The organism is Micromonospora sp. SD19 (assembly GCF_054462275.1).
Genome location: NZ_JBTLMN010000002.1, coordinates 1,080,956 through 1,106,496 on the forward strand (window position 1 = coordinate 1,080,956; position 25,541 = coordinate 1,106,496).

Annotated in this window: 23 protein-coding genes and 2 pseudogenes; 14 read left to right on the forward strand and 11 right to left on the reverse strand. The window is 71.8% G+C overall.

The features are described from left to right. Positions 1 to 81 precede the first annotated feature (81 nt). Positions 82 to 1,092, reverse strand: a complete 1,011-nt coding sequence (locus ACX27O_RS12245; RefSeq protein ID WP_030332478.1) for a mechanosensitive ion channel family protein — start codon at positions 1,090 to 1,092, stop codon at positions 82 to 84. 212 nt (positions 1,093 to 1,304) lie between these two features. On the opposite strand from ACX27O_RS12245, the gene ACX27O_RS12250 reads away from it, so the two are divergent. The 4 genes from ACX27O_RS12250 (at position 1,305) to ACX27O_RS12265 (ending at position 5,367) form a co-directional block, all read left to right on the forward strand. Beyond that, positions 1,305 to 2,414 (forward strand): peptidoglycan recognition protein family protein, encoded by a 1,110-nt coding sequence (locus tag ACX27O_RS12250; RefSeq protein ID WP_358138056.1) that lies wholly within the window; start codon positions 1,305 to 1,307, stop codon positions 2,412 to 2,414. Between the two features lie 88 nt (positions 2,415 to 2,502). After that, a complete protein-coding gene (locus ACX27O_RS12255; RefSeq protein WP_030332474.1) occupies positions 2,503 to 4,077 on the forward strand; it encodes an FMN-binding glutamate synthase family protein in 1,575 nt (524 codons plus the stop codon). A 172-nt stretch (positions 4,078 to 4,249) separates the two neighbouring features. Next, positions 4,250 to 4,774, forward strand: coding sequence for a GNAT family N-acetyltransferase (locus ACX27O_RS12260; protein WP_210859853.1), 525 nt, complete (start codon positions 4,250 to 4,252; stop codon positions 4,772 to 4,774). Further along, on the forward strand, positions 4,771 to 5,367 hold the full coding sequence (locus tag ACX27O_RS12265; RefSeq protein WP_358131029.1) for a GNAT family N-acetyltransferase: 597 nt from the start codon (positions 4,771 to 4,773) through the stop codon (positions 5,365 to 5,367). The genes ACX27O_RS12260 and ACX27O_RS12265 overlap by 4 nt, the downstream gene beginning before the upstream one ends. On the opposite strand, the gene ACX27O_RS12270 is transcribed toward ACX27O_RS12265, so the two are convergent. Further along, positions 5,259 to 6,236: a helix-turn-helix transcriptional regulator gene (locus ACX27O_RS12270; protein WP_030332469.1), complete on the reverse strand. Its 978-nt coding sequence runs from the start codon at positions 6,234 to 6,236 to the stop codon at positions 5,259 to 5,261. The two genes, ACX27O_RS12265 and ACX27O_RS12270, sit on opposite strands and share 109 nt — an antisense overlap. Before the next feature lie 61 nt (positions 6,237 to 6,297). Between ACX27O_RS12270 and ACX27O_RS12275 the strand changes: the two genes are divergently transcribed. The 3 genes from ACX27O_RS12275 to ACX27O_RS12285 all read left to right on the forward strand — a co-directional run bounded on the left by ACX27O_RS12275 (position 6,298) and on the right by ACX27O_RS12285 (position 8,500). Continuing rightward, positions 6,298 to 6,768 (forward strand): VOC family protein, encoded by a 471-nt coding sequence (locus tag ACX27O_RS12275; RefSeq protein ID WP_358131026.1) that lies wholly within the window; start codon positions 6,298 to 6,300, stop codon positions 6,766 to 6,768. A gap of 57 nt (positions 6,769 to 6,825) precedes the next feature. Beyond that, positions 6,826 to 8,013: a DNA polymerase IV gene (dinB, locus tag ACX27O_RS12280; RefSeq protein WP_081883864.1), complete on the forward strand. Its 1,188-nt coding sequence runs from the start codon at positions 6,826 to 6,828 to the stop codon at positions 8,011 to 8,013. Positions 8,014 to 8,134: 121 nt separating this feature from the next. Next, a complete protein-coding gene (locus ACX27O_RS12285; RefSeq protein ID WP_030332463.1) occupies positions 8,135 to 8,500 on the forward strand; it encodes a hypothetical protein in 366 nt (121 codons plus the stop codon). 95 nt (positions 8,501 to 8,595) lie between these two features. On the opposite strand, the gene htpG is transcribed toward ACX27O_RS12285, so the two are convergent. Next, on the reverse strand, positions 8,596 to 10,524 hold the full coding sequence (gene htpG, locus ACX27O_RS12290; protein ID WP_458939434.1) for a molecular chaperone HtpG: 1,929 nt from the start codon (positions 10,522 to 10,524) through the stop codon (positions 8,596 to 8,598). Positions 10,525 to 10,674: 150 nt separating this feature from the next. Between htpG and ACX27O_RS12295 the strand changes: the two genes are divergently transcribed. Continuing rightward, positions 10,675 to 11,373 carry an SDR family oxidoreductase gene (locus tag ACX27O_RS12295; protein WP_458939435.1) on the forward strand — a complete coding sequence of 233 codons (699 nt, stop codon included), beginning with the start codon at positions 10,675 to 10,677 and terminating at the stop codon, positions 11,371 to 11,373. Between the two features lie 62 nt (positions 11,374 to 11,435). On the opposite strand, the gene ACX27O_RS12300 is transcribed toward ACX27O_RS12295, so the two are convergent. Next, entirely contained in the window at positions 11,436 to 12,887 is a 1,452-nt protein-coding gene (locus ACX27O_RS12300) for a M28 family peptidase (RefSeq protein ID WP_357639235.1), read from the reverse strand. 202 nt (positions 12,888 to 13,089) lie between these two features. Between ACX27O_RS12300 and ACX27O_RS12305 the strand changes: the two genes are divergently transcribed. After that, positions 13,090 to 15,864, forward strand: coding sequence for an ATP-binding protein (locus tag ACX27O_RS12305; protein WP_458939436.1), 2,775 nt, complete (start codon positions 13,090 to 13,092; stop codon positions 15,862 to 15,864). Between the two features lie 14 nt (positions 15,865 to 15,878). Here the strand turns inward: ACX27O_RS12305 and ACX27O_RS12310 are convergent, their stop codons facing one another. Both ACX27O_RS12310 and ACX27O_RS12315 read right to left on the reverse strand, forming a co-directional pair. Beyond that, a complete protein-coding gene (locus ACX27O_RS12310) occupies positions 15,879 to 16,640 on the reverse strand; it encodes a hypothetical protein (RefSeq protein WP_458939437.1) in 762 nt (253 codons plus the stop codon). Then, positions 16,637 to 17,137, reverse strand: a complete 501-nt coding sequence (locus ACX27O_RS12315; RefSeq protein ID WP_458939438.1) for a SigE family RNA polymerase sigma factor — start codon at positions 17,135 to 17,137, stop codon at positions 16,637 to 16,639. Before ACX27O_RS12315 ends, ACX27O_RS12310 begins: the two co-directional genes overlap by 4 nt. A 137-nt stretch (positions 17,138 to 17,274) precedes the next feature. Here ACX27O_RS12315 and ACX27O_RS12320 point away from each other — a divergent pair, with 137 nt between their 5' ends. Beyond that, positions 17,275 to 18,105 carry a DUF3152 domain-containing protein gene (locus tag ACX27O_RS12320; protein ID WP_458939439.1) on the forward strand — a complete coding sequence of 277 codons (831 nt, stop codon included), beginning with the start codon at positions 17,275 to 17,277 and terminating at the stop codon, positions 18,103 to 18,105. Positions 18,106 to 18,127: 22 nt separating this feature from the next. Here the strand turns inward: ACX27O_RS12320 and ACX27O_RS12325 are convergent, their stop codons facing one another. The 4 genes and pseudogenes from ACX27O_RS12325 to ACX27O_RS12340 form a co-directional block, all read right to left on the reverse strand. After that, positions 18,128 to 18,808, reverse strand: a complete 681-nt coding sequence (locus tag ACX27O_RS12325; protein ID WP_458939440.1) for a hypothetical protein — start codon at positions 18,806 to 18,808, stop codon at positions 18,128 to 18,130. Positions 18,809 to 18,932: 124 nt separating this feature from the next. Then, positions 18,933 to 19,622 carry a S1 family peptidase gene (locus ACX27O_RS12330; RefSeq protein ID WP_458939476.1) on the reverse strand — a complete coding sequence of 230 codons (690 nt, stop codon included), beginning with the start codon at positions 19,620 to 19,622 and terminating at the stop codon, positions 18,933 to 18,935. An 18-nt stretch (positions 19,623 to 19,640) separates the two neighbouring features. Next, positions 19,641 to 20,219: pseudogene (locus tag ACX27O_RS12335) on the reverse strand (snapalysin family zinc-dependent metalloprotease); the annotation flags it as partial. Between the two features lie 58 nt (positions 20,220 to 20,277). Beyond that, a complete protein-coding gene (locus ACX27O_RS12340) occupies positions 20,278 to 21,246 on the reverse strand; it encodes an ArsR/SmtB family transcription factor (RefSeq protein ID WP_458939441.1) in 969 nt (322 codons plus the stop codon). An 87-nt stretch (positions 21,247 to 21,333) separates the two neighbouring features. Between ACX27O_RS12340 and ACX27O_RS12345 the strand changes: the two genes are divergently transcribed. Next, complete coding sequence (locus ACX27O_RS12345; RefSeq protein WP_458939442.1) at positions 21,334 to 22,593, forward strand: MFS transporter; 1,260 nt, start codon at positions 21,334 to 21,336, stop codon at positions 22,591 to 22,593. 129 nt (positions 22,594 to 22,722) lie between these two features. Next, a complete protein-coding gene (locus ACX27O_RS12350) occupies positions 22,723 to 23,283 on the forward strand; it encodes an AMIN-like domain-containing (lipo)protein (RefSeq protein ID WP_030332442.1) in 561 nt (186 codons plus the stop codon). A 265-nt stretch (positions 23,284 to 23,548) separates the two neighbouring features. On the opposite strand, the pseudogene ACX27O_RS12355 reads toward ACX27O_RS12350, so the two are convergent. Further along, positions 23,549 to 23,779 (reverse strand): annotated as a pseudogene (locus ACX27O_RS12355) (DJ-1/PfpI family protein); the annotation flags it as partial. 150 nt (positions 23,780 to 23,929) lie between these two features. Here ACX27O_RS12355 and ACX27O_RS12360 point away from each other — a divergent pair. Both ACX27O_RS12360 and ACX27O_RS12365 read left to right on the forward strand, forming a co-directional pair. Beyond that, positions 23,930 to 24,568 (forward strand): HD domain-containing protein, encoded by a 639-nt coding sequence (locus tag ACX27O_RS12360; RefSeq protein ID WP_358138080.1) that lies wholly within the window; start codon positions 23,930 to 23,932, stop codon positions 24,566 to 24,568. A 10-nt stretch (positions 24,569 to 24,578) separates the two neighbouring features. Continuing rightward, positions 24,579 to 25,529, forward strand: a complete 951-nt coding sequence (locus ACX27O_RS12365; protein WP_458939443.1) for an NADP-dependent oxidoreductase — start codon at positions 24,579 to 24,581, stop codon at positions 25,527 to 25,529. Positions 25,530 to 25,541 lie beyond the last annotated feature (12 nt).

Below are 25,541 nucleotides of genomic sequence, written 5' to 3' on the forward strand. Positions count from 1 at the left end.
CGGGCCGGGTAGGCGAGGCGGTGCGCAGAACGCGAGGCGGGGCGGGATCAGGTCGATCCCGCCCCGCCGTAACGCCGGATGTCAGCGCCGGTCGACCGGCGGAATGACAGTGGTGGTCTCGCTGTCGTCGCTGGTGCGCTGCCCGGGCACCGCGCGGTCGGTGCCGCCGGTGACCACCTGGGTCGTGTCGGAGTCGGCACCGGCACCCACCACCTGCGTGACGTCGGGGTCGGCCGAGCGGCTGACCACCTGGGTGGTGTCGTCGGTTCCAGAGCTGACCGGGAAGCGCACGACCTGGGTGGCGTCGGTGTCGGCGGGCCGGGTCACCACCTGGGTGGCCTCCGGGTCGCTGGTGGGGGCCGACGCGCGGGCCAGTTCCGCCTCGGCGTCGCGACGGCCGGCCCGGTACGCCTGCGCGTGCTCGGCGATCAGCCGCGACTCCCGCTCGGCGCGGGTCAGCCACGACTCCCAACGGCTCTGCATCGGACGGATCAGGCCGCCGCCGACACCGACGACGAGGATGCCGCCAATCGTGGCCAGCACGGCGATCAGCACCGGAGTGGTGACCGCGGTGGCCACCCCGATCTGGTTCAGCGCGGCGATGACGCCGAGGCCGAGGATGAACACCGAGGCGATGGTGGCCAGCGCCCGGCCGTACGACAGGCCGCCGAGCGCGCCGCTGATGATGTCCTTGACCGCGTTGGCGATGGCGGCGGCGACCACGACGATGACGATCGCGACGAAGGCCCGGGGCAGCCACGAGATGACCGCACCGAGCAGGTCGGAGATCGGGTTCGGCCCCCAGATGCCGAAGGCGAGCTGGAGGGTGAACAGCAGCACCGCGTAGTAGGCGAGCTTCGCGACGATGTCGCTGGCGTCGTACCGGGAGCGACTCAACGCGCGGCGGATGCCGCCGCGTTCGACGGCGCGGTCGAAGCCCACCCGTTCGAGGACCTTCTCCACGATCTTCAGTACCGCCTTGGCGATCAGCCATCCGGCCACCAGGATCGCCAGGAAGGCGACGGCCTTGGGCAGGAAGAGCATCACCGAGCGGAGCGCGTCGCCCACCGCGTCGCTGACGTTGTCACTCATCTGGTCATTCCTTAAGGGGCAGCCGGATCGGTCTGCCCCGACCTACCCCCGACCCGGCGCGCGGAAACACCGGTGATCACGAGCTCTGCCGGTCCTCTAGCGCGCGGGCGAGTATTGGCAATATTCTCCGGAGTACGTGCGGCCACTGGAGCTACTTTTCATCCCCGCCGTCGGCCGCAGGAGGAGATGCCATGCACGTCGACCATTCCGAAGTGGATCGCCGGACGCTGCTGCGGGCCGGTCTCGGCGCCGCCACGGTCGCCGTCGTCGGGAGCGAACTCGCCTTCCCGGGCGCAGCGCAGGCCGCGCCGGGCACCGACCTGGACTGGATCATCAGCTGTGACGAGTGGGCCGCCCGCCCGCCGAAGGATCCGCTGTCGGTGAGCGCCATCGCCACCAACAAGATCATCGTGCACCACATGGCGTTCCCGAACGTCACCGACTACTCCCGTGAGCAGGCGGTGAAGCTCGCCCACGACTGCCAGGACCTGCACATCGACGGCAACGGCTGGTCGGACACCGGCCAGCACTTCACGGTGAGCCGCGGCGGCTACGTGCTGGAGGGCCGCCGAGGCAGCCTGGAACGGCTCGAAGCCGGCGACCGGCAGATGATCTCGGCGCACTGCCCGGGTGAGAACGGCCGGGCGATCGGCATCGAGAACGAGGGCACCTACGTCACCGAGACCCCGCCGAAGGCATTGACCGACTCGCTGGTCAAGCTCTGCGTCGCGATCTGCCGGCAGTACGGGCTGCACGCGCACGACATCTTCGGCCACTGGGACTTCCGCACCACCGAGTGCCCGGGCGCGGCCTTCTACCGGCAGTTCCCCGAGCTGCGGCGGCGCGTGCACGCCGCCCTCGGCACCACGCTCGGTGACGTGCCGGCGCGCCGCTGGCCGGACCTGTGGCGCTTCGTCAACTCCCCCTCGGTCCGGGTGGTGCAGCACCTGCTCGCCTTCCGGGGCTACCCGGTGACCGTCAGCGGCACGTTCGACGCCGCGACCGTCGCGGCCGTGCAGGACTGGCAGGCCCGCAACGGCATCGCTGTGGACGTGGACGCCACTCTCACCACCCCGACCTGGGAAACCCTGGTGCCGGAGCTGGACCAGCACGCCAGCGGAGCGCCGGTGACTGCCGTGCAGGAAATCCTCGCCACCAAGGGGTACGCGGTCACCGTGACCGGGGCGTACGACCACGCCACCCGGAGCGCGGTGCAGGACCTTCAGGCGCTGCACGGGCTGCCGCGCAACGGCAAGCTCAGCACGAGCACGTGGTGCGCTGTCGTCGGCGGATCGGTCCGCGAGTCGTTCCGGCACCGCTGAGCACGGGGTGGCGGTGTGGGGCGCACCCGCACCGCCACCAGCCAGCTCACCGGTTTGATCCGCCGTCCGGGCGGAAAGACTCCCGGGCATGACCTGGGCCCGTCGAGCCGTACCCGCCGTCGCCACCGCCGTCGCGGCGCTCGCCGCGCGGGACCTGATCCAGCGCGATCACGCGCTGCTGCGCAACTTCCCGATCCTCGGCCGCGCCCGTTATCTGTTGGAGACGATCGGGCCGGAGCTTCGGCAGTACATCGTGGCCGGCAACAACGAGGAGCGGCCGTTCACCCGCGACCAGCGCCGCTGGGTGTACGCGTCGGCCAAGCAGGAGAACAACTACTTCGGTTTCGGTACGGACAACGACATCGAGTACACCCCCGGGTACCCGATCATCAAGCACCGCACGTTCGGCCGTGCCGTGCCGCCGTCGTCACCGGCCGCCGGGCACGATGTGCGGTTGCCCTGCGCGAAGGTGCTCGGCGCGGCACGGGGGCGGGCCCGGGCGTTCCGCCCCGAGTCGGTCGTCAACATCTCCGGGATGAGCTTCGGCTCGCTGTCCGGCAACGCCGTCACCGCGCTCAACAAGGGTGCGGCCCTCGCCGGCTGCCTGCAGAACACCGGTGAGGGCGGCCTGTCGCCGTACCACCGCAACGGTGGTGAGCTGGTCTTCCAACTCGGCACGGCGTACTTCGGCTGCCGCGACGAGCACGGCCGGTTCAGCCTCGACCGGCTGAGGGACCTGGTCGCCGGGGCCCCGGTCAAGGCGTTGGAGATCAAGCTGAGCCAGGGCGCCAAGCCGAGCCTCGGTGGGTTGCTGCCCGGGGCGAAGGTGTCCGCCGAGATCGCCGCCACCCGGGGCATCCCGGCCGGTCAGGACTGCGTCAGCCCGTCCCGGCACGCCGAGTTCTCCGACTGCGACAGCCTGCTCGACTGGGTGGAGCTGCTGGCCGCCGAGACAGGTCTGCCGGTCGGCATCAAGTCGGCCGTGGGTGACCTGGGCTTCTGGCAGGAGCTGGCCACCCTGATGCGGGACACCGGCCGTGGTGTGGACTTCGTGACGATCGACGGCGGTGAAGGCGGCACCGGCGCCGCACCGCTGATCTTCACCGACTCCGTGTCGCTCCCGTTCCAGCAGGGCTTCTCCCGGGTGTACAAGATCTTCGCCGAGCACGGCCTGCACGAGCAGGTGGTCTTCGTCGGCGCCGGCAAGCTCGGCCTGCCGGACAACGCCATCGTGGCGTTCGCGCTCGGCTGCGACCTGGTCAACGTCGGTCGGGAGGCGATGCTGTCGATCGGCTGCATCCAGGCGCAGAAGTGCCACACCGACACCTGCCCGACCGGTGTCGCCACACAGAACGCGTGGCTCGCCCGTGGCCTGGACCCGGCGTCGAAGTCGGTCCGGGCGGCCAACTACGTGCGGACCCTGCGCCGGGACCTGACCAAGGTCGCCGAGGCCTGCGGCGTCGAACACCCCGGCCTGATCGGCACCGACGCCGTGGAGATCCTGGACGGCCGCACCAGCTCCACGCCACTGCACGAGGTGTACGGCTACCGGCCGGAATGGGGGCTGCCCTCGCCCGCCGACCGGGCGGAGATCATCCGACTGATGGTCCCGGAGGCGCCGCAGGGCGGCAGCGCCCCGCCGTCAGCCACCGCCGTCGGCTGAGCTTGATGTCTGTGAGTCATCATGATGACTCACAGACATCAAGCGTCTCCCCGCCATGTCCGCGAAGTGCCGCCCGCCGGCCACCACGACCGCCGTCCACGACGACCGCCGGCAGATCGGTGCCGGCGATAAACGCGTGGAGCCGGCAACTCACCGCGTCTATGGTGGCGCGGTGCTGATCAGACGCGAGACACCCGCCGACGTCGACGCGATTCGCGCGGTGCACTCCGCGGCCTTCGCCAAGGCCGATGGCGGTGACGGCGTACCGGTCGAGGCGACGCTCGTCGACGCGCTCCGCGCCGACGAGGGTTGGCTGCCCGCGTACTCCCTGGTGGCGGTCGATTCGGACGGCCAGGTGGTCGGTCACGTGGTGGCCACCCGCGGCCTGGTAGGCGGCGCGGCGGTGGCGCTGGGCCTGGGGCCGCTGGGAGTGCTGCCGGACTGGCAGCGGCGCGGCGTCGGCAGCGCGTTGATGCACGCGGTGCTCGGCGCGGCCGACGCGCGGGACGAGCCGCTGGTGGTGCTGCTCGGGCACCCCGACTACTACCCGCGTTTCGGGTTCCGGCCGGCCGTCGAGCTGGGTGTCACCCCGCCGCAGCCGTGGGGGCCGCAGTACTTCATGGCTCGGCCGCTGCACGCGTGGAACGAGTCGATCCGGGGCGAGTTCCGCTACGCCAGCCCGTTCGACGACCTGTGAACCCACCGCGCATCCGCCGACGGCGCGCCACCGACCTGGACGGCTGCGTCGCGGCGCTCGCCGAGGTTCACCGGGTCGACAGGTACCCGATGAACTGGCCCGCCGACCCGCACCGCTGGCTCCGCGAGCCGCAGCCAGCGCGGGCCTGGGTGGCAGTCGATGACGACGCTGCCGTCGTGGGTCACATCGCCGTGCACCGGCTGCCCGACCCGGCGGGCGGGCCGCTGGCCCCGCCGACGGCCGAGGTCGCCCGTCTCTTCGTGGTGCCGAAAGCCCGGGGGTTGGCGCTGGGCAGCGCGCTGCTGGACCGGGCCCGCCGGTGGGCGGCCACACGCGCGACGGACCTGGTGCTGGAGGTGGCCGCCGGTGACACCGCGGCCGTCGCGCTGTACGAGCGCGCGGGATGGCGGTGCGTCGGCACGAGCACGGCGCCGTGGACCGCTCCCGACGGCGGCCCGGTGTCGCTGCGGCACTACACGCTGCGTCACCGCGCGTCGGGCTCCGACGTCGCACCGGCCAGCACCGCGAGGCGACGGGCCAGCCGGCCCGCGGCCTCGCGCAGCTCGGCAGGCTCCAACACCTCGACCTCGTAACTCAGCCGGGCGAGGTGCGCGGCGAGCCAGTCCAGGCTGTCGCCGCCGAGGACCAGCACCGACCACCCGTCACGATCGTCCTCGACCCGTCCCACCTGGGGCGGGACCACCTCGCGCAGCTGGTCGGCCGGGGCGTGCACGCGCACCCGGGCGAGGTACCGGTACGGCGCCCCGGTCACCGCCCGCTGCACGAAGGCCACCGGATCGGGGTGCTCGCGGGCCCGGAACCGCCAGGTGGTCGCCACCACCGCCCGCATCCGGTCCAGCCGGAACGTCCGCCAGTCGTCGCGGTCGACGTCCCAGGCCATCAGATACCAGCGACGGCCGGTGGTGACCATCCGGATCGGTTCGACCGTCCGTTCCTGGCCCCCGGCGCCCCGGCCGGGATAGTCGAACCGAACGCGCACCCCGTCCCGGCAGGCGCGGGCCAGCGTCACCAGCAGCTCCGCGTCGATCTCGGCGACCGGGCCGATGAGGGTGTCGGTGGCGCCGTGCACCGCCCGCACCTCGGCGCGCAGCCGCGACGGCATCACCTGGTCGAGCTTCGCGAGTGCCCGTAGCGCCGCCTCGCCCGCCCCGGCGACGGTGCCGCCGGAGGCCAGCCGCAGCGAGACCGCCGTGGCGATCGCCTCCTCGTCGTCGAGGAGCAACGGCGGCAGCCGGGTGCCCGCACCGAGTTGGTAGCCGCCGCCGACGCCCGAGACGGCGTGCACGGGGTAACCGAGCGTCCGCAGGCGCTGCACGTCGCGGCGCACGCAACGGCCGGTGACCCCCAACTCTACGGCGAGTTCGGCGGCCGTCCAGGACGGTCGTCGTTGCAGCAGCGCCAGCAGGCGCAGCACCCGCTCGGTCGTCGCCTCGACGGTCATTCGTCGATCGTTGCACGGATAGCGGAACAATCCTGTCCGCTATCCGCGAGAGGCTCAGCTCATGACCGACCAGATCAGACACCAGGGATCCGCCGTGATCCGCGACGTGCAGATCACCTTCGACTGCGCCGACCCGGCCCGGTTGGCCACGTTCTGGGCCGAGGTGCTCGGCTACCAGGTGCAGGGCCCACCCGGAGACTTCGAATCCTGGGACCAGGCACTGGAGGCGATGGGTGTGCCGCCGGAGAACCGCAACGACGCGTCGGCGGTGGTCGACCCCGAGGGCGCGCGACCACGGCTGTTCTTCCAGCGGGTGCCGGAACGCAAGCAGGTGAAGAATCGCGTCCACCTCGACGTCCGGGCCGCCCCCGGGCTGACCGGTGACGCGCGGATGGCGGCCCTGGAGACGGAGGCCGAACGGCTCGTCTCGCACGGCGCGAAGCGCCTCGGCCGGCACGAGCCCACTCCCCCGTTGGCCGCCGGTCACCTCATCATGGCCGACCCCGAGGGCAACGAGTTCTGCCTCGACTGATCGGGCGTTCGCCCAGCTCACTGCCGCATCGGCCGGGCGCCATGCGAACATGTGTACGTGTCGCCCGGCGCCAGCATCCTGCACGCCGACCTGGACGCGTTCTACGCGTCGGTCGAGCAGCGCGACGACCCGCGCCTGCGGGGCCGACCGGTGATCGTCGGTGGTGGGGTGGTGCTCGCGGCCAGCTACGAGGCGAAGGCGCGGGGTGTCCGCAGCGCGATGGGCGGCCAGCAGGCGCGTCGGCTCTGCCCGGACGCGATAGTGGTGCCGCCCCGGATGTCGGCGTACACGGCGGCGAGCCGCGCGGTCTTCGAGATCTTCCGGCAGACCACGCCGCTGGTCGAGGGGCTCTCCATCGACGAGGCGTTCCTCGACGTGGGTGGGCTGGGGCGGCTGGTCGGGCCGCCGGCCGAGATCGCCGAACGGCTGCGCCGGGAGGTCCGCGACCAGGTCCACCTGCCGATCACGGTGGGGGTGGCCCGCACGAAGTTCCTGGCCAAGGTGGCCAGCGCTGTGGCGAAACCGGACGGCCTGCTGGTGGTCGCGCCGGACGATGAGCTGGCGTTCCTGCATCCACTGCCGGTGGAACGGCTCTGGGGAGTCGGCCCGGTCACTGCCGCCAAGTTGCGGGAGCGCCGGATCCGTACGGTCGGGGAGGTGGCCCGCCTCGGCGAGGCGGCGCTGGTGTCGATGCTCGGGGCGGGCGCCGGCCGGCACCTGCACGCGTTGGCGCACAACCGCGACCCCCGGGCGGTGCAGGTGGGGCGGCGGCGCGGGTCGATGGGCGCGCAGCACGCCCTCAGTCGCACCCCGCACGCCTCGACGGAGTTGGAGGCCATCCTCGCCGGCCTGGTCGACCGGGTCAGCCGGCGGATGCGGGCGGCCGGACGGTCCGGCCGCACGGTGGTGTTGCGGCTGCGCTTCGGCGACTACACCCGGGCGACCCGCTCGCACACGGTGGGGAAGGCGACGGCGGACACCACGCCACTGCTCGCCGCCGCGCGTGCGCTGCTGCGCGCGGCACTGCCCGAGATCGATCGCCGTGGTGTCACTCTGATCGGTGTCTCGGTGGGCAATCTCGACGACAACCCCGTCCAGCCTGAGCTGCCGTTCCAGCCTGACGCCGGTTCCGATCTGGACGCTGCGGTGGACGCGGTCCGCGACCGGTTCGGATCGGCGGCGCTGACCCGGGCGGTGTTGCTCAACCGGGAGCCGGGGGTGGAGATGCCACTCCTGCCGGACTGACCGATACGCGTGCGGCGTCCGCGGTCGAGTTGCGAGCAGAGACACATCACAGCAGGTCGGCGGTTTAGCTGGCGGCTGACGGGTGACCCTTGGGGGGTACAGCCTGACGAGGGGGGCCATGATGTCCGACGACACCAGCAACCGACCGAGCCGCACCGCCGAGCGTCCGCACGACGTGACCGACCCGCTGCTGTGGCAGTTGGCGGTCGACGTGCTGAGCGCACACGAGCCGGACGACGAGGGCCGGTGCCGCAACCTTCAGTGCGCCGGGCAGTCGTGGCCGTGCGTGGCGCGTGCCGGTGCCGAGCACTCACTGCGACTGGCTCGCAGCACCCCGGCCTCGGTCGAGCTGACCGTCGACGGAGCCGACAGTGACGACGTCGAACCGGACGGACGTCGTGACTCCTCGGTGCCGGCGCCGCGATGGGGCTGGAACGCCGGCCCGGCGGCGTCGCACCGAGGGTCGAAGGCCGCCTCCGCGGCCTGACGGGTCGCAGGCACCCGAGCTGCTCCGGCACCACCCAGGTGAACGCTCGGCCGGCGATCCGGCCGAGCGTTCACCTGTTGTCGGTCGGCCGCCGGTTACAGGGTGCGGGCCAACCGGTCGGCGAGCGTCCGGGTGAAGCGGGCCGGGTCGGTCAGCTCACCACCCTCGGCGAGCACCGCCAAGCCGTAGAGCAGCTCGGCGGTCTCGGTCAGGGCGGTGGAGTCGCTGCCCTGTTCATGGGCCTTGCGCAGCCCGGACACCAGCGGGTGGCCGGGGTTGATCTCCAGGATCCGCTTGGTCGGGGGAATCTCGTGCCCCATCGCCCGGTACATCTTCTCCAGGGTCGGGGTGAGGTCGTGGGCGTCGCCGACGACGCAGGCCGGTGAGGTGGTCAGCCGGGATGACAGGCGAACCTCCCGGACGCTGTCGGTGAGGGTGGTCCCCAGCCAGTCGAGCAGCGCCGCGAACTCCTGTCGCTGCTGCTCACGCTCGGCCTCGGCCTGCTGCTTCTCCTCGTCGGTGTCCAGGTCGATCTCGCCCTTGGCGATCGAGCGCAGCGTCTTGCCGTCGTACGTGCCGACCCGCTCGACCCACACCTCGTCGACCTGGTCGGTGAGGAGCAGCACCTCGTGTCCCTTGGCCCGGAACGCCTCCAGGTGCGGCGAGTTCTCGATGGCGGCGCGGGATTCGCCGGTGGCGTACCAGATGTCGCTCTGCCCGTCCTTCATCCGGGACACGTAGCCGGCCAGGTCGGTGGGTTCGGCCGGGTCGTTGGTGGAGGCCACCGACAGGATGTCCAGCAGGGTGTCCCGGTTGTCGGTGTCGTCGATCAGCCCCTCCTTGACCACGGCGCCGAACTCGGTCCAGAAGGTGCGGTAGCGCTCGGCGTGGTTGGCCTTGAGGTCCTTGACCGTGGCGAGGATCTTCTTGACCAGGCGGCGGCGGACGATCTGGATCTGCCGGTCCTGCTGGAGGATCTCCCGGGAGATGTTCAGCGACAGGTCGTGCGCGTCGACGACACCCTTGACGAAGCGCAGGTACGTCGGGACCAACGCCTCGCAGTCGTCCATGATGAAGACGCGCTTGACGTAGAGCTGGACGCCTCGGCGGCCCTGTGGGGAAAACAGGTCCAGTGGGGCGTGGCTGGGCAGGAACAGCAGCGCCTCGTACTCGAAGGTGCCCTCGCCCTTCATGTGCACGACCTCGAGCGGGTCGGCCCAGTCGTGGCTGACGTGCTTGTAGAACTCGTTGTACTCGGCGGCGTCGACCTCGTCGCGGGGCCGCGCCCAGAGCGCCTTCATGGAGTTGAGGGTCTGCACCTCGCTGGCGGCGGGCTCACCGTCGGCGCCGGGGCGTTCGACGCTCATCCGGATCGGCCAGGCGATGAAGTCGGAGTAGCGCTTGACGATGTCGCGGACGGTCCACTCGGCGGTGTAGTCGTGCAGGTTGTCCTCGGTGTCGGCCGGCTTGAGGTGCAGCGTCACAGTGGTGCCCTGCGGCGCCTCGTCGACCGCCTCGATCGAGTACGTGCCCTCGCCGGTGGACTCCCAACGGGTGCCGCCGGTCTCGCCGGCCTTGCGGGTCAGCAGGGTGACCCGGTCGGCGACCATGAACGCGGCGTAGAAGCCGACGCCGAACTGGCCGATGAGGTCCTGCTTGGCGTGGGCGTCGGCGGACTCCCGCAGCTGGCGCAGCAGCTCGGCGGTGCCCGACTTGGCGATCGTGCCGATCAGCTGGACGACCTCGTCGCGGGTCATCCCGATGCCGTTGTCCCGCACGGTGAGGGTGCGGGCGTCGCGGTCGATCTCCAGGGCGACGTGCAGGTCGTCGGTGTCGGCGACGAGGTCCTTGTCGACGAGGGTGGCCAGCCGGAGCTTGTCCAGTGCGTCGGACGCGTTCGAGATGAGTTCCCGCAGGAAGACGTCCTTGTTCGAGTAGATCGAGTGGACCACCAACTGGAGGAGCTGACGCGCCTCGGCCTGGAATTCCAACGTTTCGGCCTGGTTGCTCACACCGTCTCCCATCTCGGCTCGTACGGAGGTTCGCGGAAAGGATACGAGTCGTCACCGGTGCGGCTGTGGGCGCGTCCGGGTCGTATTCCCGATTCGGTCGACCTGCTCCGGTGAGATAGCTGACTTTGCCTAACAGAAGTCAGCCCGGATAGCGTGACGGCCATGAAGCTCGCTGGAAGCACCGCCCTCGTCACCGGCGCCAACCGTGGCCTCGGCCGCCACCTGGCCGCCGAACTCCTCGCCCGGGGCGCCACCGTCTACGCCGGCGCCCGCAACCCCGACAGCGTCGACCTGCCCGGCGTGACGCCGGTACGCCTCGACATCACCGACCCCGCCTCGGTGGCCGCCACCGCCGAACTGGCCGGCGGCGTGAACCTGCTGATCAACAACGCCGGCATCGACACCCGGACCGACCTCCTCGACGGCGACCTGGACCTCGTCCGGCTGGAGCTGGAGACCCACTACATCGGCACCCTGTCGACCATCCGGGCGTTCGCACCGGTCATCGCCGGCAACGGCGGCGGAACGATCCTCAACGTGCTCTCCGTGCTGTCCTGGTTCGGCTCGCCGAACCACCCGGCCTACAGCGCCGCCAAGTCCGCCGAGTGGGCGATGACCAACGTGCTGCGCGTCCAACTGGCCGAGCGGGGCGTCCGGGTCTCCGGCCTGCACGTCGGCTACCTGGACACCGACATGGCCGCGGACATCACCGGCCCGAAGTCCGACCCGGCGGCCATCGCCAAGATCGGCGTGGACGGCATCGAGTCCGACGCGTACGAGATCGTCGCCGACGACATCAGTCGGCAGGTCCAGGCCGGGCTCGCCGGCGGCGTCGCCGCGCTCTACCCACAGCTCCCCTGACCCACGACGTGACGGGCCGCCACCGGCGAGAACCGGTGGCGGCCCGTTGACGGGGTACGCGGTCAGCTCGCCTGCAACGTCACGTCGTCGATCACGAAGCTGGTCTGCAGCGAGGAGTCCTCGGTGCCGGTGAACGTCAGCGTCACCGTCTGCCCGGCGTACGCAGCCACGTTGAGCGTGCGCTGGACGTAACTGCTGGAGGCGTTGAGGTTCGAGTACGTCGCCAGCGTGGTCGAGCCCATCCGCACGGTCAGCTTGTCGTACGCCGTGGACGTGGTCGTCTCGGCGGTGTCGATGCGCGTCCAGAACGACAGCGTGTAGCTGGCGCACCCGGCCGGCACGGTCACCGACTGGGACAGGGTCTCGGTGCGGGTGCTGCCGTACCCGTTGAGCCACGCCTTGTACGACCCGGTCCGGGCCGGCTTGCTGCTGGAGTTGGTGATCACCCCGGAGGATGCGGTCCACGGCGTGCTGCCGTTCTCGAAGCCGCCGTTTCCGACCACCTGACCACCGACGCAGGTCGGGGTGCCGCCACCCACGGCGAGTTGCCACAGCGCGTACGCGACACCGTCGGCCGCCCGGTTCAGCACCGTGGCGCTGACGTTGGCGGTGGTGTCACAGGACCGGTGGTAGCACGGGTCGTACGCGGAGTTGGCGGTGCCACCCCACTTGGCCGCCTGGGCGCTGGTCTTGCGGGCGCTGGCCCCGGCGGCGTAGCCCGAGGTGGGGATGCCGGCCTGCTGGAAGTAGTAGTCGTCGGAGCGGCCCTGCCCCTCGACGTTCTCCTCCGGTTGCAGGCCCAGGGAGTCCCAGTACGCCTTCAGCGGCACCGCGGTGGTCGAGGTGACCCGGTTGATGAAGTAGCCGCCGTTGACCGAGCCGACCATGTCGAAGTTGTAGTAACCCTTGATGTAGCCGCGCTGGGTGCTGGTGAGCGAGTTGACGTAGAACCGGGAGCCGTTGAGCCCCTGCTCCTCGTCGGTCCACCAGGCGAACCGCACCCGCTTGGTCATCGTCGGGTTCTGCACGGCCAGGACCAGCGCGTTCTCCAGCAGGGTCGAGGAACCCGTGGCGTTGTCGTTGATGCCCGGACCGGCCGAGACGCCGTCCAGGTGCGCGCCGAACATGACCACCTGGTCGGCCGGGCCGCCGGGCCACTCGGCGATGAGGTTGTTCGAGGGGTACGTGCAACTGGAGCAGTACTGCTCGCTGACGGTGTAGCCGGCCGACTGGAGCCTGGTCTTGACGTAGGTGAGCGAGGCGGTGTAGCCGGCCGAGCCGGCCCGTCGGTTGCCACCGTTGCTGGTGGCGATGGCGTTGAACTGGGTCAGGTGCGCCTGGACGTTGCTGACGGAGATGTCCGGCGCTGCGAGTGCGGCGACGGACCCGGCGATCGGCCGGGCCACCGTCGTGGCGGTCGGGGGTGACGCGGTCACCGGTTGGGCGGCCAGCGTCACGGTCGTCGCGGCGAACACGGCGAGCGCGACTCTCGCGCTCAGCGTTCTGCCTCTCATGGGGGCTCCTCGGGGTCGGAGGGATACCCGAGACAATTACAGATGTCGATGTACTAGGCATCGGTCGTTCGTCCCGAACCGCCGCCGGTTCGACGGTGGGTACCGGCGTCAGCACAGCTGAGTAGAAGTGTCAGGATGGGTAGGTAACGCGGCAGGGGTCGTCAGGCCCGGAACGGGGGCTTGCGATGGGGTCGGATCGAGCGTGACACGACCCAGCAGCGACCTGTTCCTCGGCGGCGGCGAAACCGGGCGGTTGATGGCCGAGCTGGACTGGGCCCGCACCCCGCTCGGCCCGGTCAGCGAATGGCCGCAGAGCCTGCGCGCCGCCGTCCGGATGGTGCTCTCCTCCCGGTACCCCATGCTGCTGCTCTGGGGCGAGAACTACTCCCAGCTCTACAACGACGCCTACTCGGCGCTGATCGGCGACAAGCACCCCGCCGCGCTCGGCGACGACGTGCGGGTGACCCTGGCCGAGGTCTGGGACGTGCTCGCCCCACTGGTCGAGGAGGCCATGGCGACCTCGGTGGCCAGCTGGGTCCCCGCGCTGCAACTGCTGCTCAGCCGGGCCGGCTACCGCGAAGAGGCGTACTTCAGCGTCTCGCACGCCCCCGCCCGCGACGACGACGGGCGCACCGTCGGCGTGCTGACCGTGTGCAGCGAGGTCACCCAGCAGGTGATCGGCGAACGTCGGCTGCGCCTCCTGCGCGACCTGTCAGTGCTCGGCGACGGGCGCACCGTCGACGTGGACGCCACCGGCGCACGGCTGGTCGGCGTGATCGACGACCACCCCCTGGACGTGCCGTTCGCCGCCATCTACCTGCGCGACGGCACGACACTGCGCCGGATCGCCTGCACCGGCGGCGACCGGCGGCACGCCCAGACCCTGCCGGACGCCGTCGAGCTGACCGACCCGGGCCCGCCCGCGTACGCCTGGGGGCTGGCGGACGCGGCCGAGGGCCGGGCGACCGAGGTGACCGACGTCGCCGACCGGTTGCCGCTGCCCGCCGGCCCGTGGGACGACCCGGTCCGCACCGCGCTGGCGCTGCCGCTGTCCTCCGCCGACGAGGGTCAGCCCCGCGGCGTCCTGCTCGCCGGGGTGAGCCCCAGCCGTGGGCTCGACGAGGCGTACCGCTCGTTCCACCAGCTCCTCGCCCAGCAGATCTCGGTGGCGTTGCGCAACGCCCAGGAGTACGAGGAGGAGCGGCGCCGCATCGAGGCGATGGCGGAACTGGACCGCCTCAAGACCGACTTCTTCGCCAACGTCAGCCACGAGTTCCGTACCCCGCTGACCCTCATCCTCGGCCCGCTGACCGACGCCCTCACCGACGCCACCGCGCCGCTGGCACCGGTGCAGCGGGAGCGGGTGGAGACCGGCTGGCGTAACGCGACGCGACTGTTGACGCTCGTCAACAGCCTGCTCACCTTCTCCAGCCTGGAGGCCGGGCGGGCGCGCAGCGACGCCCGGGTGGTCGACCTGGCCGCGCTGACCGCCGAGCTCGCCGGGGTGTTCCGGGCCGCCGTCGAGCGGGCCGGGTTGACCCTCGAGGTGAGCTGCCCACCGCTGCCCCGGCCGGTCTCTGTCGACCCGGTCAACTGGGAACGCATCGTCACGAACCTGCTCTCCAACGCCCTCAAGTACACGTTCATCGGCCGCATCCGGGTCACCCTCGACGCCGACGACGAGGAGGTGCGTCTCACCGTCGCGGACACCGGCATCGGCATCGCGGAACGGGACCTGCCGAAACTCTTCGAACGCTTCCATCGGGTACGCGGCGCCCGCTCGCGCAGTCACGAGGGCACGGGCATCGGTCTGGCCCTGGTGCACGAGTTGGCCCGGCTGGAGGGCGGCGACGTCCGGGTGACCAGCCAGGTGGGCGTCGGCAGCCGGTTCACTGTGACGCTGCCGTGGTCGGCGACGCACCGCACCGCGGTCAGCGGCCCGACGGTCGGCGGGCGGGGTGACGCGGCCCGGGCCGCCGTCGAGGAGGCGGTGGGCTGGCTCACCGAACCGAGCGACGCGGTGACCGAACCCGACCCCGCGACCCGAACGACCACGGACGAGCTGGCCGGGGCCCGGATCCTGCTCGCCGACGACAACGCCGACATGCGGGCGTACCTCACCCGGCTGCTCACCGCGCAGGGCTGGCGGGTGCGGGCCGTCACCGACGGTCAGCAGGCCTTCGACGAGATCCACCGCGACCTGCCGGACCTGGTGCTGACCGACGTGATGATGCCGGTGATGGACGGCTTCGACCTGGTGCGCCGACTCCGGGCCGATCCGGCGACCCGGGCGCTGCCGGTGCTGGTGCTCTCCGCCCGTGCCGGCGGTGAGGCCAGCGTGGAGGGCCTGAGCCTGGGTGCCGACGACTACCTGGTGAAACCGTTCGCCGCAGCCGAGTTGGTCGCCCGGATCCGAGCCAGCATCCGCCGGGCCCGCGACCGTACCCCTGCGACGGCCCTCGGCGGCGAACCGGCGACTGCCGCCGCCGCCCCCGCTCCGCACCCGACCCCGGTCAGCCCCGTCAAGGCGGATCCGGCTGCCGAACCCGTCCGCGACGCGGTGGTGCTCGCGCCGACGCCGGCCGACCCGGACGCGCTGGGCGATCTCCTGGACGTCGGGTGGACGTACCCGTCCGAACCCACCTCGGCGGCGGCGCTGCGTCGGGACGTACGCGGCGTCCTGGGCGAGCTGGACGTCGACACGGACGTCCTGGAGGATCTCCTGCTCGCGGCCTCCGAGGCCATGAACAACGCCGTCGAGCACGCGCAGCGGCCCAGCCGCCCGGAGGTGCGGGTGCGCGTCCAGCTGGGTGGCGGCCTGGTCCGGATCTCGGTACGGGACTTCGGCACCTGGCGGGACCGCCGACCGGCCATGGACCGCGGGCGCGGCGCGCTGCTGATGAACGCCTACGGCGACGTGCGGCTGGTCTCCACCGCCGAGGGGACGACGGTGACCATCGAGCGTCGGCTGGGCTGAGCGGCGGCAGCGCGTCAGAGTCGGCGACCGCCGCCGTCGCGGGCGATGATGCCGTCCAGCCGCTCCCCCGGGGTGAGGTGCTCCGGGTCGAACCAGAAGATCACCACCTGGCTGTCGACACTCCACCGCGTCACCCGGGCGTCGACCTGCCGACCGTCGACGGTGCCGATGATCCGCTCGGCGGGGCCGACGAAGTAGCCGAAGGTGGGCACCGGCGCGGCGGCTGACCCCTCGTCGTAGCCGATCTGGTGGAACCCTGCGCTGCGGTCACTGCCCTCGACGTCGTTGACCAGGATGTCAGTGGTCAACGAGCCGCCGGGGGTTTGGCGACCGGCGGCCAGGCCGATGGACACCTTGGGTTCGCCGGGCACGGACACCGGGACGAAGTAGTACATGCGGCGCTCGCTGCCGTGCCGTACCCCGCTGTCCACCAACTGGCCCAGGGGCTTCGCCAGCGGCTTGTCGGTGGCCAGCGTCGGCGGCGGCGTGGCGTCCTGCGACTTCTGCGCCGTCGGCGAGTCGGCAATCGTCGGCGGAGCGACAGCGGCCGGCGGCAGAGGCTCGGTCGGCGTCGGATCGCCCGGCACGGACACGCCGACCGCTACCGCGACGACCGCGGCGGCCAGGCCGGTCGCGAGCGTCGCCGCCCCGGCCGCGGCGACGCGCCGACGGGTACGCAACCGACGTCCCTCGCGCATCACGGCGCCCAGATCGAGCCCGGCGTCGGGACGCTCGGTCGCCCGCATGGCCTGGCGGAGCCGTTCCAGCTCGCTCATCGGCGCGCCTCCTCATCGGCCATCCTGGGCGTGGCGCTGCGCAATTTCTCCAGAGCCCGCGAACTGGTGCTCTTGACGGTGCCGACGGATACCGAGAGTTCCCGGGCCACCTGCGCCTCCGGCAGGTCGAAGTAGTAGCGCAGGACGACGATGGCGCGCTCCCGGGGGCTGAGCGCACCGAGGATGGCGATCAACCAGCGCCGGGTTGCCACGTCGTCGGCCACATCGCCACGCCGCTGTTCCGGCACCTCGTCGGTCGGGTACTCCCGCATCGGCCGTCGCCACCCGTCCACCAGATGGTTGACCAGCGTGCGGCGCGCGTACCCGTAGGCGTCGTCGTCGTGGATCCGTGACCACGACGCGTAGGTACGGACCAGGGCGGTCTGCGCGGCGTCCTCGGCCTGGTGGTGGTCGCCGGTCATCAGGTACGCGGCGTGCACCAGTCGCGCGGACGCCGCCCGCGCGAACTCCACGAAATCCGCGTCCCCCCGCGCCACCGCGAACCCTCCCCGTGCCACAGAGCTAGAGACGGGCGGGGCCGGTAAAAGGTTGAGCCTGGGTCACATCAACTTTTCGCCACGGTCACCCGTCTTCTCCTCCGCGCCGCCGCCGAGCGTTGCGCGAGGGGAGAGACATGTCGACGAAGGTTACCCGCCGCTGGGGTCCCGCCTCGATGGCATCACTGCTGGTGATGGCATTGCTCACCGGATGCGGTCTGCCGGCCGCCGGGGAACCGGCCACCGATCCGGTCGCCGCCGGAGAGCTGCCCGCCGGGCCGGCGGCACCCGCCGGGCGGCCGAGCGCGACCACCGAGGTACTGGCCAGTTCCGCACCGGTCATCCCGGTGAGCTACCCCGCCACCGGCGGTAACCGCTGGTCGGTGGCGTCCGGCGAGACGACGCCGGGACGCGCGACGGGCGGCCGGTTGCTGCGCTACCGGGTCGCCGTGGAGCGCGACATCCGGGGCCTGGCGACGGCTGACATCGCTACCGCGATCACCACGACGTTGAACGACCCGCGCGGGTGGACGGCGGGCGGCGCGTGGCGGCTGCGCCGGGTCGGTGCCGGTGAACCGACCGACTTCACCATCTACCTGGCGACCCCCGGCACCCGCGACACGCTCTGCCAGGACGTGCCGGACGCCTACACCTCGTGCCGCAACGGTGCCCGGGTGGTGCTCAACGTGGCGCGTTGGGTCAAGGGGGTGCCGCGGTACGGCGCGAGCCTCGACACCTACCGGCAGTACATGGTCAACCACGAGGTGGGACACAAACTCGGGTACGGCCACGAGCGGTGCCCCGGGCGGGGACGGGCGGCGCCGGTGATGCAGCAGCAGACGCTGGGCCTGCACGGTTGCACCGCGAACGCCTGGCCGTACCCGAAGGGCAGGACCCGCTACAGCGGCCCGGTCGGGGCGTACGACGACGAGATCCCCCGGCGTGAGGGCGGCTACCCGGCGCGCTGAGACCGTCGGCGGCGGTGCGCCATCAGGTGCGCCGCCGCCGTTCCTGTTCGAGTCGCTCGTCCAGCCGGCCCATCTCGTAGATGGCGTTGAGGCTGGTCGGCAGGCGGCTGACGTTGTCGTTGTCCGGAACCGGGTCGGGATCCGGTGCGGGACCGGAATCCGGCACGGGACCGGGGTCCGGTGCGGGTGCGGCAACGGCGGGGGCTGGGGCGCGGCGGCGCAGGAGCAGCAGCGCCAGCACCGCGAGCAGCACCCCGACCAGCAGGTACGACGCGGGTGGCCAGGCATCGCGGGCGGGGTTGGCGAGCACCGGCGGGGCGGCCGGTTCGGGGGTGTCGCCGTCGCGCTGGGGCACGACGACCTCGCGGGTGTCGGTGCTCTCGCCGACGGTGCGGCGATCAGGGGCGGGGGCTGCGGGTGCGGGAGCATCACCCACCGGACCGGCGGGCGCCGGGATCGCCGTGGTCCGCACCGGGGTGGGCTGACCGGCGGCCGGCGGCCGACTGGGCGTGGGCACAGCGGTCGCGGTGGCGCTCGGCGTCGGAGCGGCACTGGGCGGGTCACCGCCGCCGCCGAGCAGGTCGTCGACGATCTGACCGACCCCACCGATGATGTCGCCGAGCGGATTCGACGTGGCCGACGGCGACGGCGACGGCGCCGGGGCGAGGGCGAGGGTCAGCGCGAGGACGACGACGGCGGGCATGAAGCGACCTCCGATGTGCCGAGATGCCACGCACGGTACCGCGTCCGGCGAGCGCGTGGTGACACCGGCACACCGGGGCGGGGGCGCGTGCGTCGCGCGTCCCCGCCCACGGTGTCAGTGCCGGTCAGACGGGCAGGCCGCCGACCTGAGTGGAGATCCACGAGCGGATGGACGGCAGGTCCACATAGATGGACGGGCCGGTGGCGCAGGTGGAGTTGTTGTTGCCGGCCCGACTCGTCGCGCCGATCAGGTTCCACACCCCGTTGACCTTGCGCACCTGCGGCCCACCCGAGTCGCCGTAGCAGGCGCCGGAATTGCCGTTGGTGTTGTTGGTGCAGATCTCGTACGGGCCGTTGATGCCGGAGCACCGGCTGTCGGACACGATGGAGGTGTCCAGTTCGTTGGCCACCGTCGGCGCGGACCCGCAGCCCCGGGGGGCACAGGTCTGACCCCAGCCGATGATCCGGGTGGCGGTGCCGACCGCACCGGAGGTGCTCGGGATCGGTGCCGGGGCGTACGTGACCGAGCTGGCCAGTTGCAGCAGCTTGACGTCGACGCTCGGGTGGTTGACCGCCCGGGTGACCGGCACGACGGTCCCCCCGCTGGAGCGGTTGATGCTGCCCACCCGCACCGAGGACGGCGTCGAGCAGTGCTTCGCGGTGACCGCCCAGTTGGCCTTGATCAGCGTGCCGGTGCAGCCGGAGACGTACACCATGAACGGGTAGTTCTCCGACGCCGGCCGGCCGCCGACCACCAACGGCGCGATGTCCGAGTCGCCGCTCCAGGTGTACGTCGTGCTCACGGGCGCGGCCAGGCTGCCGGCGAACAGCGAGTTCACCCGGCTCGCCTCGGTGGAGCTGGGGTTCGCGTTGCGGCAGGACACCGGGGCGCTGCTGCCGGACATCAGGTCGGTGCACAACCCGGTACGCCGGTCCGGCAGGCCCAGGATGTGGCCGATCTCGTGGGCGGCGATGCGGTTGCGGTCGTAGCCCTGGTTGACGGCCGTGCGGCCCATCCAGATCCGGCCCGACCCGAGGCCGGTCGGTTGTGCCCGGGGCCAGCCGTCGTCGACGTAGATGGTGATGCTGGCCGGGGTGCCGGCCAGCAGCCGGACGTTGCTGACCCGGCTGTTCCAGATCTGCGCCGCCTGGTCGAAGTTGGTCCGGAACTCACCGGTGCGGCTCGCGTCGTAGTAGACGGTCCGGACGGCGGCGGCCGGAGCGCCGGTGGCGAGCTGCATCCCGGCCGCCGCCAGGATCGCCACCAGCATGGCCAGCGCCGCACGTCTCAGTTGTCGTCGAAGCATCACGCACTCCCCTGCGCTCGTCCGGCGGCCACCAGCCACCGGGTCATCGATGCACGTAGATGTTACTGTGACGGCGATCGATGTCAGGCATAGCGGAAGCGTCATACCGTGGCCGCGTCCAGCACCCCGGCCGCCGGCGGTCACCCGTCGCGGCGGACCGACCTCAGGTGGCACTCGCACCACTGGCGGCGATCAACGCCTCAGCCGCTGTGGTGCGGGCGTAGAGCACGAAGCGTCCGACGCGGTGCGCGCCCACCAGGCCGGCTTCGCGCAGCGCACCAAGGTGCTGCGACACGGTGCCCGGCGCGAGGCCACACCGACCGGCCAGTTCCAGGGTCGAGGTCGGGACCGCCAGCTCGTGCAGCAGCGCCGCCCGGGTTCGACCCAGCACCCGCGCCAACCCTCGCCCGCGCGGGGTCGGATCCCGTTCCCAGAGCGTGCCCACCGCCCGCGCCGGGAACCGCAGCACCGGCTGCCCCGCGGAGTCGAAGTTCGACCACACCCGAGCGCCGATGAACACCGACGGTACGAGCAGCAGACCCCGCCCGTCGAGTCGCACCGTGCCGGCCACTGTGACGTGCTCCACGGTCAGCGTCCCGGCCTCCAGCCGGACGAACCGGTTCAGGTGATTGAGCAGACCGTGCACCCCGTCGGTGGCCATCCGCTGCGCGCCGAGCAGCACCTCCCGCTCCAGCAGGGCTCGCATCCGGGGCCAGTAGGGCGCGATGACCGCGTCGGCGTACCCCCGGATCGCCGTGGCCAGCCGGGACAGCTCGGTGGCCGGGTCGGCGTGCAGCGCCGCCAGGCGCGGCGAGCGCGGCTCGGGCAGCGCTTCGACACCGGCCCGAACCGCCTCCGGAGAGGTGGCGAGCAGCGTCGCCAACTCCACGTCGAGGGTGGGCTGCGACATGGCCGGAGGCGGGCAGAGGAAGGTGGGGATGACCGGCGTCGGCATCCGCACCAGGTCGGCGAAGAGCCGCCAGTCCACCCCGGCCAGCCGGGGCCGGACCCGCTCGTACCAGGCCAGGTGCTCCGGGAACTGCTGCGGCCGCTTGATGACCCGCACGCTGGCCACCGCCTCCCACAGTGGCGACACCGCGAAGCGCGTCATCGCCAGGTCCCGCGCGTCCATGCCGACCAGCATCATTGGCGCTCCCGACGGATTCGGCGAGAGTCGAATCTATCGGTTCGACGCGGCGCGGCCGGCACCGTGGACGGTGTGACCACCGCCCCGACGACAACCACACCAACGCACCGGAGCCCCTGGCCGCGCTCCTTCCGACTGCTCTACGCCGCGGCCCTCATCGACGGCATCAGCTTCCACATCGGCCAGTTGGCCGTACCGGTGATGGCCGTGTCCCTGCTGGCGGCAACGCCCGCTGAGGTGGGTCTGCTCGGTGCGCTGAGCACCGCCGCGTTCCTGCTGATCGGCCTGCCGGCCGGGGTCTGGGTGGACCGGCTGCCACGGCGCGCCGTCCTGGTCACCGCCGACCTCAGCCGCGCCGCGCTGGTGGCGTCCGTGCCGCTGGCGTGGTGGGCCGGCGTGCTGAGCATCCCCCAGCTCTACCTGGTGGTGCTGCTGACCGGGGTCGGCACCGTCTTCGCCGACGTCGCCGCGCAGAGCTTTCTGCCGCAGGTGGTCGGTCGGGACCGACTGGTCGCGGCGAACGCACTGATGATGAGCACCAACGCCACCATGCAGATCGCCGGACGAGGACTCGGCGGGATCGTCGTGCAGGCGCTGACCGCGCCGGTCGCGATCGTGCTGGACGCGGTGGCCTACGTGGTCTCCGGGGTGATCCTGGCCCGGATCCGCGCCGAGACGCCCCGCCCGCGCCAGCCCCGGGCACCGGGCGGCTTCGCCCAGCAGCTCGGCGCCGGTGTCCGGCACGTGACCGGCAGCCCTCTGCTGCGTCCGCTCGCACTGTCGACCGCGAGCATCAACCTGACCATGCAGCTGACCACCGCCATGCTGCCGGTGGTGTTCCTGCGCGAACTCGGGCTGGGCCCCGCCGCGCTCGGCCTCTTCCTCGGTGCGGGCGGAATCGGCGCTCTGCTCGGCGCGGTGACCGCCCGCCCACTCGCCGAGCGGATCGGGCACGGTCGCGCGCTCTGGCTACCCGGCCTGCTCGTGGCACCCCTCGGTGGACTGGTCACGCTGATCGACACCGGACCGATGCTCTGGGTGGCGGCGAGTGGCTGGCTGGCACTGGCCTGGCGGACGGGGGTGGGCAACGTGATCGGAGTCAGCCTGCGCCAAGGCGCCACCCCGGACGAGTTGCTCGGCCGGATGAACGCCACCTTCCGGTTCCTGCTCACCGGGGCGCTCGCCATCGGCGCGGTGCTCGCCGGGGTGCTCGGCCAGTACGCGAACGTCCGCACCGCACTGGTGGTGGGCGCGGCCGCGAACGCGTTGACCTGGCTTCCGGTGTTCTTCTCACCGTTGCGCACCCTGGACCGGCCGCCCTCGGTCGACTGACCCCGTCCGCTGTTACCCAGCGGTTACGCCACGGCGAAGCCCCTGTGGCGGGGCGGGACGACGGTGGCGGCAGAGGGTCACCGGCAGCGCCGCCGCGACGTGGCCCCGACACCGAACGGAGAAACCACAATGAGGATCAGGAGCGCACTGACCGCGCTGGCGGTCGTCCTCGCCGGCCTGGTCGCCAGCGCCGGCAGCAGCACCGCGGCGGGCGGCACGACGGCCGCGTACTGCGGGATCACCTGGGGCAGCGCGGAAAAGTCGGCCGGCGCGTTGAGTGACGCGCCGCTGGTCGAGGTCCGGACCGGCCGGCACGACTGCTACGACCGGGTGGTGTTCGAGTTCGCCGGCCCGGTCAACGGTTACGCGATCGGCTACGGCGAGACGTGGACCGAGGGCGAAGGGTTGGCCCTGTCGCCGTACACCGCCGGGGGCGCGCTGCTGCGGGTCTCGCTGCGGGCCCCCGCGTACGACGACGACCACCTGGGCACCGTGCCGTACGCGGTCGGCGAGCACGTGAGCAACCTGTTGCGCTATCCGACGCTGCGCGACGTGGTCTTCGGCGGCAGCTACGAGGGCTACAGCACCTTCGCCGTCGGCGTACGGGCGCGGTTGCCGTTCCGCGTGCTCGTACTGGCCGGACCGGGCACCCACAGCCGGGTGGTGCTCGACGTCGCCCACCAGTGGTGATCGGATCCGGCCGAGCCGCGTGGCCGTCCGCCCGTACCCGGCGGGCGGCCACGCGCAGAACACCTAGCCCACCTCGCTGCGGCGCGCCGTACTGAACCGCCGTTGGTAGGCGGCGGGGCTGATCGACAACTTCCGGGCGAAGACCCGTCGCAGGCTCTCGTAGCTGGGGAACCCCGCCAGGGTCGCGGCTCGCGTCGCGGTGTGACCCTGGTCGAGCGTCCACCAGGCCGGCGGGCACCTGGGCGCTCGGATAGTGGTCGGACCCGGCCACCAGCAGGGTGTCGAACGCTGGCTCGGCGGCGATCGCACCGTCCACCGCCATCCGGACCCCGAGACTGGAGGTGACCTCCGCACCGGTCGGCGACAGCAGCACGATCCGGTAGTCGGCACCGAAGCGGTTCGCCTCCTTGAACACCTCCGCCGGACCGGCGACGTCCAACAATGTCACCCCGTCGTAGACGAGGATCGCGACCCGATGCGGACCGGTGTTCGGCACCGCTCATTGGTAGCACGCCCTCCACCAGCCGCAGACCGCGTCCGGATATGAGGGATTCCTGGCCGGACGAGGGCGGCGCCGTACGACGATCGGTGGGCAGCATGGGGGGCGTCAACACGGCTGCGCACAGTGCCGGGAAGGTCGGAGGACATGTCAGAGGTCATCGCGGGGTTGGAGATTCCGGATACAGCGGCGGTCGCCGAAGCGACCCGGCACATCCAGGAAACCACCAGGCCGGTCATTTACCACCACTCCCGCCGGGTCTTCTTCTTCGGCCTGATCCACGCCCACCGGCTCGGCGTGAAACCGGACCCGGAGCTGCTCTATCTGGCGGCCATGTTCCACGACACCGGCCTGCTGACCCCGTTCTCCGACGTCGAGCAGCGCTTCGAGATCGACAGCGCCGACCACGCGCGCGCGTTCCTGATGGGCCGGGGTTTCTCGACCGCCGCCGCCGAGACCGTGTGGACGGCGGTCGCGCTGCACACCTCGCCCGGCATTCCCGACCGGATGGGCCCGGAGATCGCGACCACGTACCTCGGTGTGCTGACCGATGTCCTCGGCCTCGGTCTGGACGGGCTGGACCACGATCAGCTCGGCGACATCCTCGCCGCCCATCCACGCGGGGACTTCAAGAACGAGTTCCTGCGCGCCCACGTCGACGGGCTGAAGAACCGCCCCGAGACCACGAACGGCACCGTGAACTCGGACATCCTCGAACACTTCATCCCCGGCTTCCAGCGCGTGACGACTGTCGAGCGCATCGTCGGGTCGCCCTGGCCGAGTTGATTGGACACTCATGCGAGCGATCACCGTACGCGACCGTGACGCGGGGATCAGCGGGCTCACGCTGACCGACATGCCGCACCCTCATGCCGCGGAGAACGACGTCATCGTGCGCGTTCACGCCGCGGGCTTCACCCCCGGAGAGCTCGACTGGCCGGCGACGTGGTCCGATCGTGCCGGCCGCGACCGGACACCCAGCATCCCCGGGCACGAGTTGTCCGGAGTCGTGGTCGAACTCGGCTACGGCACCACCGGCCTCACAGTGGGTCAGCGGGTGTTCGGACTGACCGACTGGGCGCGCAACGGGTCGCTGGCCGAATTCACGGCGGTGGAGGCTCGCAACCTCGCCCCGCTCGCGGCCGACATCGACCACACCGTGGCCGCGGCGCTGCCCATTTCCGGACTGACCGCATGGCAGGGGCTGTTCGACCACGCTCACCTCGCGACCGGTCAGACCGTCCTCATTCACGGCGCCGCGGGAGGCGTCGGCTCGATCGCCATTCAACTCGCGCGGGAGGTGGGCGCGCACGTGATTGGCACCGGCCGGGCCGACGACCGGGACCTCGCGCTCAGCCTCGGCGCGCAGACGTTCCTCGACCTGGACGCCGACGATCTGCGCCGGGTCGGCGAGGTGGACGTGGTGCTCGACGTCATCGGCGGCGACATCCTCCGGCGGTCGACCGAACTCGTACGCCCCGGCGGCACCGTCGTCACCATCGCCACGCCGCCCACCGTCCAGCCGAAGGACGGGAGAGCCGTCTTCTTCGTCGTCGAGCCTGATCGCGCCCGGTTGATCGACCTCGCCCAGCGCCTGCGGGCCGGACGGCTCAAACCCATCGTCGGCGCCGTGCGACCGCTGCACGAGACGGCCTCGGCGTTCGCTCGTCACCGCCGCGCACCGGGCAAGACGATCATCCGGGTCGCGGACGATGAGGCACCGCGGCACCAGAGCGCGGACAGCTGACCGGCGCGTAGG

What these genes read in the sequence shown, in the direction of transcription:
- ACX27O_RS12245 (WP_030332478.1), bottom strand. Translation starts at nt 1,092, where the DNA reads ATGAGTGACAACGTCAGCGACGCGGTGGGCGACGCGCTCCGCTCGGTG.
- ACX27O_RS12255 (WP_030332474.1), top strand. Translation starts at nt 2,503, where the DNA reads ATGACCTGGGCCCGTCGAGCCGTACCCGCCGTCGCCACCGCCGTCGCG.
- ACX27O_RS12270 (WP_030332469.1), bottom strand. Translation starts at nt 6,236, where the DNA reads ATGACCGTCGAGGCGACGACCGAGCGGGTGCTGCGCCTGCTGGCGCTG.
- ACX27O_RS12275 (WP_358131026.1), top strand. Translation starts at nt 6,298, where the DNA reads ATGACCGACCAGATCAGACACCAGGGATCCGCCGTGATCCGCGACGTG.
- ACX27O_RS12285 (WP_030332463.1), top strand. Translation starts at nt 8,135, where the DNA reads ATGTCCGACGACACCAGCAACCGACCGAGCCGCACCGCCGAGCGTCCG.
- htpG (WP_458939434.1), bottom strand. Translation starts at nt 10,524, where the DNA reads ATGGGAGACGGTGTGAGCAACCAGGCCGAAACGTTGGAATTCCAGGCC.
- ACX27O_RS12295 (WP_458939435.1), top strand. Translation starts at nt 10,675, where the DNA reads ATGAAGCTCGCTGGAAGCACCGCCCTCGTCACCGGCGCCAACCGTGGC.
- ACX27O_RS12300 (WP_357639235.1), bottom strand. Translation starts at nt 12,887, where the DNA reads ATGAGAGGCAGAACGCTGAGCGCGAGAGTCGCGCTCGCCGTGTTCGCC.
- ACX27O_RS12310 (WP_458939437.1), bottom strand. Translation starts at nt 16,640, where the DNA reads ATGAGCGAGCTGGAACGGCTCCGCCAGGCCATGCGGGCGACCGAGCGT.
- ACX27O_RS12320 (WP_458939439.1), top strand. Translation starts at nt 17,275, where the DNA reads ATGTCGACGAAGGTTACCCGCCGCTGGGGTCCCGCCTCGATGGCATCA.
- ACX27O_RS12325 (WP_458939440.1), bottom strand. Translation starts at nt 18,808, where the DNA reads ATGCCCGCCGTCGTCGTCCTCGCGCTGACCCTCGCCCTCGCCCCGGCG.
- ACX27O_RS12340 (WP_458939441.1), bottom strand. Translation starts at nt 21,246, where the DNA reads ATGGACGCGCGGGACCTGGCGATGACGCGCTTCGCGGTGTCGCCACTG.
- ACX27O_RS12350 (WP_030332442.1), top strand. Translation starts at nt 22,723, where the DNA reads ATGAGGATCAGGAGCGCACTGACCGCGCTGGCGGTCGTCCTCGCCGGC.
- ACX27O_RS12360 (WP_358138080.1), top strand. Translation starts at nt 23,930, where the DNA reads ATGTCAGAGGTCATCGCGGGGTTGGAGATTCCGGATACAGCGGCGGTC.
- ACX27O_RS12365 (WP_458939443.1), top strand. Translation starts at nt 24,579, where the DNA reads ATGCGAGCGATCACCGTACGCGACCGTGACGCGGGGATCAGCGGGCTC.